Here is a 13,081-nt window from a genome sequence, read left to right on the forward strand (position 1 = left end):
AATTTCATACTAAATTCAAGTTTTCAAATGTAGTACTTTTGTTTAGTGCGTCAAATGATTCTTAAATTTTTATCAAATTATCAATTATTCATTAACTATCGTATTGAATGAAAATATTTACCTCGGAACAAATCTATGCAGCTGATAGATTCACAATTGAAAAACAACAAATTACTAGTGACATCCTTATGGAGCGTGCTTCTGTTCAGATTTTTGAATGGATGAATTCGCGCTTGCAAGGTGCGCAAGTTAAAATTCATCTTTTTTGTGGAATTGGTAATAATGGAGGAGATGGAATTGCACTAGCCAGGCACTTGCAAGAACATGGATACTCGATTGGTGTTTATGTAGTCAATTATAGTGAAAAGCGCTCTAAAGACTTTCTATTGAATCTTGATAGATTAAAAGAACGAAAATTGTGGCCGGAATTTTTAGATTCTGAATGCGAGTTCCCTGAATTGGGCAGAGATGATATAATTGTAGATGCGATTTTTGGAATTGGACTAAACCGTAATCCAGATAATTGGGTTGCAACACTCATTCAACACATAAATAGCTCTTCCGCTTTTATTTTGTCAGTTGATATTCCATCAGGTCTTTATATGGAACAATTGCCAAGTAGTTCAGATAACGTAATCCGTGCAAATCATGTTCTCAGTTTTCAAGCTCCTAAACTGGCTTTCTTTCTTCCGCAAACAGGGGTGTATATTAATCAATGGGAATTATTAGATATTGGTTTAGACGCGGAATTTCTCTATAAGACAAAAACCGGTTATGAATTCATCGGTAAACCCGAAGTTTTACCCATGTATCGCCCAAGGTTAAAATTTTCACACAAAGGTAATTATGGACATTCGTTGATAATTGGCGGTAGCTACGGCAAGATTGGGGCTGTGCAATTGGCTGGTAAGGCCTGCTTAGAAATTGGAGGTGGTCTTTTAACTGCGTTGATACCAGAATGCGGATATACAACTCTACAAACAGCTTTACCTGAGGCCATGGTCATTACATGTGATAATGATGATCTCATAGACGATATCAGTTATGAAATTCAACCGACAGTAATTGGAGTTGGAATGGGAATGGGTTTAGATAAAGTTAGTATTAAGGCATTTAGTGCTTTTATAGAAAAAAATAATATCCCTTTGGTGGTTGATGCAGATGGTTTAAATATAATTTCAAAAAACCCGAAGCTTTTAAAAAACCTACCAAAGCAAACGGTACTTACCCCACATCCTAAAGAGCTTGAAAGACTTTTAGGTAAATGGAATGATGATTTTGATAAACTAGAAAAAGCAAAATCGTTTTCTAAAAAATACGACTGCATTATAGTTATAAAAGGTGCGCATACCATTGTTGTTTATAAAGATGTTGGTTTTATAAATTCTACAGGTAATCCGGGTATGGCTACAGCTGGTAGTGGTGATGTTTTAGCTGGTATGATTACGGGATTAATTTCCCAAGGGTATGAACCTTTAAGTGCTGCTATCTTTGGTGTATATCTTCATGGGTTATCTGGAGACTTAGTGGTCTCAGACAATGGATATGAAGCTGTAACCTCTTCAAAATTAGTAGGTCATATAGGGAAAGCTTTTATGGAACTATTCAGAAGACCAGAACAAGAACAAAATAAAGAAATAAAAGAAGTTTAGACCTTTTTTCTTTTCTTCTTCTTAAGCCGTTTTTTTACCCATGCTAAGGCATTTTCATACTCGATAAAGAATTCCATGTTCTTTTTGTAGAACATTTTTTCAATTTTGAAATTATGCATATCAATCTCTTTTTTCGAGACAATAGCAAATGCTTTTAAATTATCTAATTCTCTTACATAAGTATAAACAATAGGGTCAATAGCGTAAGAGTTTTTTCTAAGACTAACATATCCAAACTCTTTACCTCTGAAATGTATTTCTGAAATACCAATTATTTGATATGCTCTTTCTAGCGTTAAAGTAGCTCCTTCATCAAAAATAGCAACGATGTAATTTTCAAAAACCTGAACTACCCCGATATCTAAATTATATTCCTTAACTACAATGGCTTTTTTAGTAAAACCAATTTTCATCCCCATAATAAATAGTGTCTGAGGCTAAAGTAGTTTTCAAGTCAGCTAAACTGAAAATTTTTAGATTAAGTGCGTAAATATCGTTTATAATGTTAAAATCTATTTATGGAGCGTCTTAATTCTTACACGAAATGTGAGCATAAAAAAAGGAACCCTTTTGAGGTTCCTTTAGTATAATGGCATGTTATTACTTATTCCGCTTCAGAAGATTTTTTAGCTTTTTTAATTTTTATGGTAAGTTCTTCTTTTTTCTCATTCAAATCCATAAAAATACTATCACCTTCATTTAGGTTTGAGTTAACAATCTCTTCAGCTAATGCATCTTCAATATATTTTTGAATAGCTCTTTTCAGTGGCCTGGCACCATATTGCTTGTCAAAACCTTTGTCAGCGATATAGTCTTTGGCTTTTTCTGATAGGTTTAAATCATAACCAATGTCTTTTATTCGATTAAAGAGTTTGTCTAATTCGATATCAATAATCTTGTGAATATCTTCTCGTTCTAGCGCATTAAACACAATAACATCATCTATCCTATTTAAAAACTCTGGAGCAAATGCCTTTTTTAAGGCATTTTCAATAACACCTTTTTGATGCGAATCAGCTTGAGCTTTTTTAGATGCTGTGCCAAAACCAACACCTTGACCAAAATCTTTTAACTGTCTGGCTCCTATATTTGATGTCATGATTATGATAGTATTTCTAAAGTCAATTTTACGACCTAAACTATCGGTTAAGAAACCATCATCTAAAACTTGAAGCAGCATATTAAAGACATCAGGGTGTGCTTTTTCAACTTCATCTAATAAGATAACCGAATATGGTTTTCTTCTAACTTTTTCTGTCAATTGTCCACCTTCTTCATATCCAACATATCCAGGAGGAGCTCCTACTAGTCGAGATATTGCAAACTTTTCCATGTATTCGCTCATATCAATACGAATAAGAGCATCTTCAGAATCAAAAAGCTCTTGGGCTAATACTTTAGCTAATTGTGTTTTACCAACACCTGTTTGTCCTAGAAAGATAAAAGAACCAATAGGCTTATTTGGATCTTTAAGACCAGCTCTATTTCTTTGTATTGCTTTTGCAACTTTAGCTACGGCTTGGTCTTGACCTATAACGTTACCTTTAATTAAATCTGGTAATTCTGCAAGTTTGTTACTTTCAGTCTGAGCAATCCTGTTTACAGGTATGCCACTCATCATTGAAACAACATCAGCTACGTTATCTTCTGAAACTGTTTCACGATTTAATTTGCTATCTTCTTCCCATCTTTCTTGTGCAGATGCTAAATCTTTCTCTAATCTTTTTTCGTCGTCTCTAAGTTTAGCGGCCTCTTCATATTTCTGCTTTTTAACAACGCTATTTTTCAGTTCACGAACGTCTTCCAACTTTCCTTCTAGTTCTAAAATTTGTTTTGGAACATCCATATTAACGATATGAACTCGCGAACCAGCTTCATCTAAAGCATCAATGGCCTTGTCTGGTAAAAATCTATCAGTCATGTAGCGATTCGTCAATTTCACGCAAGCGAGAATTGCTTCATCTGTATACATCACATTGTGATGATCTTCATATTTACCTTTAATATTCATTAAAATTTCAATGGTTTCCTCTACTGTTGTAGGCTCTACCATTACTTTTTGAAAACGTCTTTCTAAGGCGCCATCCTTTTCAATATACTGTCGGTATTCGTCTAGCGTAGTAGCACCAATACATTGAATTTCACCTCTTGCAAGAGCAGGTTTAAACATATTTGATGCATCAAGACTACCTGTAGCGCCACCAGCCCCAACTATGGTATGTATTTCATCAATAAAAAGAATAATATCATCATTCTTTTCTAATTCGTTCATTACAGCTTTCATTCGCTCTTCAAACTGACCTCTATATTTAGTACCAGCCACCAATGAAGCCAAATCTAAGGTTACAACGCGTTTACCATAAAGAATTCTAGAAACTTTTTTGTTTATAATTCTTAAAGCAAGCCCTTCTGCTATTGCACTTTTACCAACGCCAGGTTCTCCAATGAGTAAAGGATTATTCTTTTTTCTTCTACTTAGTATTTGAGATACGCGTTCAATTTCTTTCTCACGCCCAACTACAGGATCAAGTTTATTCTCCTCGGCCATCTTAGTCAAATCTCTACCAAAATTGTCTAGTACAGGAGTTTTTGATTTTTTATTGCCCTTTTGAGCACCAGAAGAACCGAACGTACTTTCTTTAGAATCACCACTAGTGTCTTCAGGTTCTCCTGGAAAAGACTCTGAAGTTGGAGAATCTATATAATCATCATCACTAGTTATCATTGATTTGAACTGTTCTTTTACATTATCGTAATCAACTTTAAGCTTGTGAAGTAGTTTGGTGGTTGGGTCATTCTCGTTTCTAAGAATACATAATAAAAGATGTGCAGTATTGATAGACGAACTTTGAAAAAGTTTTGCTTCTAAAAAGGTAGTTTTTAAAGCCCGTTCAGCTTGTCTGGTCAAGTGTAAATTTTTCTTATCTTTTTGAACAGAACCTGTATTTGGATTAGCAGGACTTAGAATCTCTACTTTTCTTCTCAAATGATCCAAATCAACATCAAGTGCATCTAATATATTTATAGCCTTTCCATTACCGTCTCGTAATAGACCAAGCATTAAATGTTCAGTTCCAATAAAGTCATGACCTAGACGCAGTGCTTCTTCTTTGCTGTAGGCAATTACGTCTTTGACTCTTGGGGAAAAATTATCATCCATAAATTCTCTTTTCAGCAATTAAAATTAATAAAAGTATCCTTACCAAGGTCAAATACCGTACCCATAATCGTTAAAGAAAGGTCAAATCACGAAAAAAGACGCCTTTTGGTTACTTTTTAACGCTTTTTTGGCTTTGATTATTGTTGTGATTTCATGTTGATAATTTTTTTAATAAACTCTTTTGAACTTGTGTAGCAACCTCCGATTTTCTGTATATTGCTACGATGTTTTAACCACAAAAAAGAACTAATATTTTAGCATGGCTGAAGGAGAAAAATTGATACCTATCAACATCGAAGACGAGATGAAGTCCGCATACATTGATTATTCAATGTCGGTCATTGTGTCACGTGCCCTGCCAGATGTCAGGGATGGATTGAAGCCAGTTCACCGTAGGGTGCTTTTTGGCATGTATGAGCTTGGTGTAAGATCTAGTAGTGCACATAAAAAGTCCGCGCGTATTGTCGGGGAGGTTTTAGGTAAGTATCACCCACATGGTGATACTTCTGTGTATGATAGTATGGTGCGTATGGCGCAGGAATGGAGTTTAAGGTATATGCTTGTTGATGGCCAAGGGAACTTTGGTTCAGTCGACGGTGATAGCCCTGCTGCAATGCGTTATACTGAAGCGCGAATGCGTAAAATAGCTGACGAAATGTTGGCGGATATTGATAAGGATACCGTAGACCACCAATTAAATTTTGATGATTCGTTAAAAGAACCTACTGTTTTACCGACTCGGGTACCAAGTTTATTGGTAAATGGAGCTTCTGGTATTGCGGTTGGTATGGCTACAAACATGCCCCCGCATAACCTGTCTGAGGTGGTTGATGGAACAGTAGCTTACATTGATAATTCTGATATTGAGATTGATGAACTAATCACACATATCAAAGCGCCAGATTTTCCAACAGGAGGAATTATATATGGATATGATGGTGTAAAAGAAGCATTTCATACTGGGCGAGGTCGAGTTGTTATGCGGGCAAAAGCCACTTTTGAAGAAGTTCAAGGCAGAGAATGTATCATCGTGACTGAGATTCCTTACCAAGTGAATAAGGCAGACATGATTAAGAAAACTGCCGATTTAGTTAATGATAAGAAAATTGAAGGTATTTCAACTATTAGAGATGAATCTGATAGAAAAGGAATGCGCATCGTTTACATTCTAAAGAGAGATGCAATACCTAATATTGTGCTAAATATGCTGTATAAGTATACAGCACTTCAATCGTCTTTTAGTGTTAATAACATTGCCTTGGTTAAAGGAAGACCAAGATTGTTGAACCTAAAAGAAATGATTCACTATTTCGTTGAGCATAGGCATGAAGTGGTGGTTAGAAGAACAAAATTTGAGCTTAAAAAAGCAGAAGACCGGGCACATATTTTAGAAGGCTTAATAATTGCTTCTGATAATATTGATGAGGTTATAGCAATTATTAGAGGTTCATCAAATGTTGATGAAGCTAGAACTAGTTTGATGGAACGTTTTAAATTAACGGAAATTCAGGCTAAGGCTATTGTTGAAATGCGTCTACGTCAATTAACTGGTCTTGAGCAAGACAAGTTAAGAGAAGAATATGATGCACTTTTAGTGACAATTGAAGACCTTAAAGATATTCTTGATAAGAAAGAACGAAGAATGCAAATTATCAAAGATGAGCTTTTAGAAGTAAAAGCTAAATATGGTGATGAAAGACGTTCTGAGATTAATTTTGCTGGTGGTGATTTGAGTATTGAAGATATGATACCAGATGAGCAAGTGGTTATTACTATTTCTCATGCAGGTTATATTAAGAGAACTCCTTTATCTGAGTACAAGACACAGAATAGAGGTGGGGTTGGACAAAAAGCATCTTCAACTCGTAATGAAGACTTTCTAGAACATCTTTTTGTAGGTACCAATCACCAATACATGTTATTCTTTACTCAAAAAGGAAAATGTTTCTGGATGAGGGTTTATGAAATTCCCGAGGGAAGCAGAACATCAAAAGGTAGAGCCATACAAAACCTTATCAATATTGAAAATGAAGATAAGGTCAAAGCATTTATTTGTACTCAAGATTTAAAAGATGAGGAATATGTAAATAGCCATTATGTTATTATGGCTACAAAAAAGGGTACTGTCAAGAAAACATCTTTAGAACAGTATTCAAGACCTCGTCAAAATGGTATAAATGCAATAACCATCCGCGAAAATGATGAGTTATTAGAGGCTAAATTAACAACTGGTACAAGTCAAATATTCTTAGGGTTAAAATCAGGTAAAGCTATTCGTTTTGAAGAAGGTAAAACAAGACCTATGGGTAGAAATGCTGCTGGTGTTCGTGGAATTACTTTGGCCAATGACGACGATGAGGTTATAGGAATGGTTTCTGTACACAATTTTGAAGACAATTTACTAGTCGTCTCGGAAAATGGGTATGGTAAAAGATCTAACATCGATGATTATCGCGTAACTAACAGAGGTGGTAAAGGTGTAAAAACTATCTCCATTACGGATAAGACGGGTGGGCTCGTAGCGATTAAAAACGTTACAGACTCTGATGATTTAATGATTATCAATAAGTCTGGGATTGCCATTAGAATGGGAGTTGAAGATTTAAGAGTAATGGGGCGTGCCACTCAAGGTGTGAAATTAATTAACCTAAAAGGTAATGATAGCATCGCAGCTGTTGCTAAAGTAATGAAAGATGAAGATGCGGTTGATGAGGCCGATATACTGGATATAGAGGTAGAAGGAGAAGATGGCACGGCAATTGATAATGATACTGATGAAAAACAAGAATAATAAATAAACACTAAATTTTTAATTAAGTAAAAACGATGAAAACTAGAATTTTAATACTTCTTGCCTTTACAGTTTCCATGGCAGGATTTTCACAAAAAAATGAAATTAAAGCAGCTGAAAAGGCAATGAAAAGTGGTAATGCCGCTGAAGCAAAGTCTACCCTTGAAGGTGCTGCTTCTTTGATGGAAGGAGCAGATGCTAAGTACCGAGCGCAGTACTATTCTATTTTAGGTAATGCAAACGTGAATTTATCTGAGTACGATGCTGCAATTGAGGCTTTTAACAAGGTCATTTCAGTAGAGGAGGCTTCAGGAAAGCAGAAATTTACTGCAGATGCTAGACAAAAAATGAGTCAAATGACTGCTGATTTGGTCAACGCTGCTGTAGATGATAATGCTAATAAGAAGTATAAAGAAGGAGCTTCAAAATTGTATAGTGCTTTCAAACTGAGCCCACAAGACACTATCTATTTGTATTATGCAGCAAGTAGTGCCGTCAATGCTGGTCCAGATAATTATGATCAAGCTATTCAATTTTATGAAGAGTTAAGAGATATTAATTATGATGGTAGTGAGAAAAAGTTCACTGCGGTAAATGTTGCTACTGGCGAAGTTGAAGCGATGGATAAAACCAGTCGCGATTTATATGTAAAAGCTGGAACACATAAAGACCCTAATGAAGAAGTAACTCCTTCAAAAAAGGCAGAGATAGTTAAAAATATTGCACTTATTTATCAAGAACAGGGCAAGAATGACAAAGCCTTAGCAGCTTATGATGATGCTATTTCAAATAACCCTGAAGATGTTAATTTAGTTTTGAATAAGGCAAATCTTTATTACACCATGGGTGATAAGGACAGTTTCAAGACTTTAATGAATAAGGCTTCTGAAATGGCACCGGATAACCCTGATCTAATTTATAACATTGCTGTAATAAACATGGAGCAAGGTAATTTAGATGATGCACGTGCGGCTTACAACAAGGTTTTAGAAATTGATCCAACTTATGTTAATGCACAATTAAACCTATCGACATCATATGTAAATGAAGGGAATGGATTAATTGATGAAATGAATACCTTAGGTACGTCAAGAGCAGATACTGCGCGATATGATGAACTAAAGAAAAAGAAAGATGATTTATTTCTTGAAGGAGCAAAAATTTTAGAAGGGGCTCTTAAAACAAACCCTGATAACGAAGGTGTTCTAGCTCAATTGAAAAATATTTACGGAGCACTTGGTGATACGGATAACTTTATGAGAATTAAAAAGCTATTAGGAGAATAGTTCTTTTAAAAAATAAATTGAATAGAAGCCTCGATTAGTCGGGGCTTTTTTATGCAGTAATCTTTTTTATTACTCTTAATTTATGAGAATAATTTTTCTCTTGCACATTAAATATTCCAGTATGGTCAATTCTATCAATTCTAACTTTACCATGGGAGTGTATAATATAGTTGTCTTTTAGAATGATTCCTACATGGTTGATAATACCGTCATTATCGTCAAAAAAGGCTAAATCTCCAGGCTCACTTTCTTCTATAAAACTCAAAGGTTCACCTTGGGTAGATTGCTGTTCTGTTGCTCTAAAAAGTTGAAAACCATTTATTTTATAAACCATTTGGGTTAAACCTGAAGCATCAATACCAAAGGGTGTTTTTCCACCAGATAAATACGGCGCATTCAAATATAGTAAGGCAGTTTCAACTAATTTTTCTTTGGATTTTTTTACTATTGGAGCATTTCCTTCAAAAGAATGGTTCAATAAATTTGATAAATCAATTCGTGACCCAAGAAGCAATGGCGACAAGAGCTGTTCATTACAATTTAAATGCGCAATAAAATCAGTGCTTAGTCTTTGGTCAGTATAAGAACTAGCTTCTTTAAAATCATCCTCAGAAATAAATGAGTATTGCTTATTATCAATCCATCCTTCAAGTTTGTCAAAAGCGATTTGAATCTTACTGCAAGTTTTTCTTATTTCCTTGACTTTAAAATGCTCTCCATAGAGTAATTGGGTAACCATTTGGTCATGGCAATTGGCACCATTTCTGACAGATACTACGCTTAAATGACAAATCCCGTATTGCATTGAATTTGAATACTAGATTATTGGCGTTCAATTACAATTGCTGAAGCTCCACCGCCACCATTACATATTGCAGCAGCACCAATCTTGCCATTATTTTGTTGCAAAACATGAATGAGTGTCACCAATATTCTAGCCCCTGAACAACCTAAGGGATGACCAAGTGAAACAGCCCCACCATTGACGTTAACATTTTCGTCAGTTAACCCAAGTAGTTTAATGTTCGCTAAACCAACTACTGAGAAAGCCTCATTGAATTCAAAAAAATCTACATTCTTAATGCTGATTTTGGCTTTATCCAAAGCTTTAGGCAAGGCTTTCGCTGGTGCTGTTGTAAACCATTTTGGTTCTTGAGCAGCGTCTGCATAGCTTTTTATAGTTGCTAATGGTTTTAAATTTAGCTCTTTTGCTTTTTCAGAACTCATCAAAACTAGAGCAGCAGCCCCATCATTTATAGTAGAAGCATTAGCAGCAGTTACCGTTCCTTCTTTTGTAAAAGCTGGACGTAGTGCTGGAATTTTTTCCATTCTTACATTCTTATATTCTTCATCTTCCGTAACCAAAATGGGCTCTCCTCTTCTTTGAGGTACTTCAACTGGGACTACTTCATCAGAAAACTTACCTAATTTCCAGGCATCTGCGGAGCGGTTATACGATTGGATTGCATAATTATCTTGGTCTTCACGACTGAAGTCATGTTCTGTTGCACAAGCATCTGCGCATACACCCATCGCATTTTGGTCGTATACATCAACTAGTCCATCTTTTTGCATACCATCGACTAAAGAAGTGGGGCCAAATTTGACTCCGTTTCGCATGTGCACATAATGAGGTATTAAACTCATATTTTCCATACCGCCCGCAACAATAACATGAGCATCGCCCAAAGCAATGGCTTGGGCAGCTTGCATAACGGTTTTCATACCTGAAGCACAAACTTTATTTACTGTTGTACATGGCACAGTATCAGGAATACCTGCATATATCGCTGCTTGTCTAGCAGGAGCTTGACCTGTTCCCGCTTGCACTACATTACCCATTAAAACTTCATCAACCATTCCTGGAGCTAAATCAATTTTTTCTAAAGCACTCCTGATGGCTGTGGCGCCTAATTTTGGTGCTGGAATACTGGATAAGGAACCCATGAAACTTCCTATTGGTGTGCGTACAGCAGAGACGATTACTACTTCCTTCATCATTAAGAATTTAATCATGCGAAAATACTAAAATTAAACGCATATAATTTTTATTGGTAGGCTTGTTGGGTTCATTTTTCTATTTTTGGAAACAGGCAAGGATACTATGGGAAAATCGTTGGACAACTTCTACAAAAAGCAATCATTATTTTACAAGTATTTTCTTTACTTCATTTCTATTGCTTTGATTGTTTATTTTTTCCCGAGAGGCGGCAAGTTTAAGTACGACTTTCAAAAGGGAAAGCCTTGGCAATATGAAAACCTTTACGCCCCTTTTGATTTTTCAATTAAAAAGACAGCAGTTGAAATTGAAGATGAACAAGAAGAATTAAAAAGTAAAACTGCCGCTTATTACGCTTATGACAATACGATATATCAAAAAGCACTGAATGATTTTAGTGATGAATTTGAATCGTTATTTCAAGCAAGTGAATTACCTAGCTCAAAACAGCAAGAGCTATTTCAATTAGGAAATCAAGTTTTAGATTCAGTTTATGCTAATGGAGTTTTTGAACAACCTGATAAGCAAAGTGAGGTGATGCTTGTGGTTAATAATGCAGCAAGCTCATTAAACTCTGATGATATCATTACTCTTGAAAAAGCTAAGAGTATCATTCAAAATAAGTTTAGAACTGTTTTTCCAGATGAAGTACGATCTAAATTGATTACCGCTGTCTTTGAACAGGTTAAACCAAATTCATTTTATAATAAAGACTTATCAGATAGGGCACTTGCAGACGAATTATCAAAGATATCTTTTACAAGAGGTGATGTGTTAGAAGGAAGATTGATTATCGCTAAAGGGGAGGTGGTAGAATCAGAAAACTACAATATCCTTAATTCTTTAAAAACAGAATTTGAGTCAGAACTTTGGAAGGGAAGCAACTATTATTTTATTCTATTCGGTTATACGGTTCTAGTTGCTTTGGTGTTAATGATGTTATTCTTATTTCTTAAGAAGTACAGACCAGAAATTTATTCAAATAATACGAAGGTGACTTTTATTTTTGTCAATGTATTATTAATGGTTTTTATTACTACCCTGGTAGTTAAGAATAATGAAAACTACGTATACGTGGTTCCGCTTTGTATACTTCCATTAATTCTTAAAAACTTCTTTGATGCTAGGTTGGGCTTATTTGTTCATGTATTAACCATTCTTATTTTAGGATTTGTAGTCCCCAATAGCTTTGAATATATCTTTTTGCAAATAATTGCAGGTATTGTCACTATACTGACAGTTTCTGAGCTATATAAAAGAGCTAATCTGTTTATTTCTGTAGGTCAGATAACATTAATTTATATCATTGGATATTTTGCTTTTCATACCATTCATGAAGGAAATCTTGAGAATATTGAACTAGTAACATTTGGAATTTTTCTATTGAACGGAATGATTACCCTTTTCGCACAGCCTTTAATTTATTTGTACGAAAAGATATTTGGTTTAGTCAGTGATGTATCGCTTCTAGAACTCTCAGATACCAATTCAAAGCTTTTAAAAGAACTTTCGAATAAAGCACCTGGTACATTTCATCATTCTTTGCAGGTTGCGAATTTAGCTGAAGCTGCTGCCAATGAAATTGGTGCGAATTCAATGCTGGTTAGGGTAGGGGCCTTATATCATGATATTGGTAAAATGAATAACCCAACGTATTTTAGTGAAAATCAAATCACTAATGTTAATCCGCACGACGATTTACCACCAAAAGAAAGTGCTAAGATTATAATTGACCATGTTATTGAAGGAATTGAGCTGGCTAGAAAAAATGGTTTACCAGATAGAGTCATAGATTTTTTGAGAACGCATCACGGTACATCGTTCGTATATTACTTTTTTAAAAAACAGCAAGAGCTAGAACCAGAAGCAGACGAGGCACAATTTCGATATCCTGGGCCAATACCATTTTCAAAAGAAACTGCAATTTTAATGATGGCAGATTCGGTTGAAGCCGCTTCAAAGAGTTTAAAATCTCCAACCTATTTAATGATTGATGAGTTTGTTGAAAAAATTGTGAAAGGGCAAATGCAGGCTAATCAATTTTTAAATGCGAATATTACTTTTAAAGAAATTGAAATGGTTAAAAAAGTACTTAAGCAAAAACTCACTAACATTTACCATTTGAGAGTTGAATACCCCGAATAAGGCCTAAGGGTTAGTGTAATAAATTAATATACAGAGGTTTACTAGATT

8 protein-coding genes are annotated in these 13,081 nt (G+C 35.1%); 4 read left to right on the top strand and 4 right to left on the bottom strand.

What is annotated here, in order from left to right:
- The first annotated feature begins 107 nt into the window (after nucleotides 1-107).
- Nucleotides 108-1,652 (top strand): NAD(P)H-hydrate dehydratase, encoded by a 1,545-nt coding sequence (locus RM520_RS13370; protein WP_311388333.1) that lies wholly within the window; start codon nucleotides 108-110, stop codon nucleotides 1,650-1,652.
- On the opposite strand, the gene RM520_RS13375 is transcribed toward RM520_RS13370, so the two are convergent.
- A complete protein-coding gene (locus RM520_RS13375) occupies nucleotides 1,649-2,065 on the bottom strand; it encodes an STAS/SEC14 domain-containing protein (RefSeq protein WP_311386403.1) in 417 nt (138 codons plus the stop codon). The two genes, RM520_RS13370 and RM520_RS13375, sit on opposite strands and share 4 nt — an antisense overlap.
- A 191-nt stretch (nucleotides 2,066-2,256) precedes the next feature.
- Nucleotides 2,257-4,812 (bottom strand): ATP-dependent Clp protease ATP-binding subunit, encoded by a 2,556-nt coding sequence (locus RM520_RS13380; RefSeq protein WP_311388334.1) that lies wholly within the window; start codon nucleotides 4,810-4,812, stop codon nucleotides 2,257-2,259.
- A 259-nt stretch (nucleotides 4,813-5,071) separates the two neighbouring features.
- Here RM520_RS13380 and gyrA point away from each other — a divergent pair, with 259 nt between their 5' ends.
- On the top strand, nucleotides 5,072-7,603 hold the full coding sequence (gyrA, locus tag RM520_RS13385) for a DNA gyrase subunit A (RefSeq protein WP_311386351.1): 2,532 nt from the start codon (nucleotides 5,072-5,074) through the stop codon (nucleotides 7,601-7,603).
- A 35-nt stretch (nucleotides 7,604-7,638) separates the two neighbouring features.
- Nucleotides 7,639-8,889 carry a tetratricopeptide repeat protein gene (locus tag RM520_RS13390; protein WP_311388335.1) on the top strand — a complete coding sequence of 417 codons (1,251 nt, stop codon included), beginning with the start codon at nucleotides 7,639-7,641 and terminating at the stop codon, nucleotides 8,887-8,889.
- 49 nt (nucleotides 8,890-8,938) lie between these two features.
- On the opposite strand, the gene RM520_RS13395 is transcribed toward RM520_RS13390, so the two are convergent.
- The gene (locus RM520_RS13395; protein WP_311388336.1) at nucleotides 8,939-9,694 is read right to left on the bottom strand and encodes a C40 family peptidase; all 756 of its coding nucleotides are present in this window, start codon (nucleotides 9,692-9,694) and stop codon (nucleotides 8,939-8,941) included.
- A gap of 17 nt (nucleotides 9,695-9,711) precedes the next feature.
- The gene (locus RM520_RS13400; RefSeq protein WP_311388365.1) at nucleotides 9,712-10,887 is read right to left on the bottom strand and encodes an acetyl-CoA C-acyltransferase; all 1,176 of its coding nucleotides are present in this window, start codon (nucleotides 10,885-10,887) and stop codon (nucleotides 9,712-9,714) included.
- Nucleotides 10,888-10,993: 106 nt separating this feature from the next.
- Between RM520_RS13400 and RM520_RS13405 the strand changes: the two genes are divergently transcribed.
- Nucleotides 10,994-13,033: an HD family phosphohydrolase gene (locus RM520_RS13405; RefSeq protein WP_311388366.1), complete on the top strand. Its 2,040-nt coding sequence runs from the start codon at nucleotides 10,994-10,996 to the stop codon at nucleotides 13,031-13,033.
- Nucleotides 13,034-13,081 lie beyond the last annotated feature (48 nt).

Source organism: Croceitalea vernalis (assembly GCF_031846405.1).
GTDB lineage: Bacteria > Bacteroidota > Bacteroidia > Flavobacteriales > Flavobacteriaceae > Croceitalea > Croceitalea vernalis.

Coding starts and splice junctions, on each gene's coding strand:
- RM520_RS13380 (WP_311388334.1), bottom strand. CDS start 4,812: ATGGATGATAATTTTTCCCCAAGAGTCAAAGACGTAATTGCCTACAGC.
- RM520_RS13375 (WP_311386403.1), bottom strand. CDS start 2,065: ATGAAAATTGGTTTTACTAAAAAAGCCATTGTAGTTAAGGAATATAAT.
- gyrA (WP_311386351.1), top strand. CDS start 5,072: ATGGCTGAAGGAGAAAAATTGATACCTATCAACATCGAAGACGAGATG.
- RM520_RS13405 (WP_311388366.1), top strand. CDS start 10,994: ATGGGAAAATCGTTGGACAACTTCTACAAAAAGCAATCATTATTTTAC.
- RM520_RS13390 (WP_311388335.1), top strand. CDS start 7,639: ATGAAAACTAGAATTTTAATACTTCTTGCCTTTACAGTTTCCATGGCA.
- RM520_RS13395 (WP_311388336.1), bottom strand. CDS start 9,694: ATGCAATACGGGATTTGTCATTTAAGCGTAGTATCTGTCAGAAATGGT.
- RM520_RS13370 (WP_311388333.1), top strand. CDS start 108: ATGAAAATATTTACCTCGGAACAAATCTATGCAGCTGATAGATTCACA.
- RM520_RS13400 (WP_311388365.1), bottom strand. CDS start 10,887: ATGAAGGAAGTAGTAATCGTCTCTGCTGTACGCACACCAATAGGAAGT.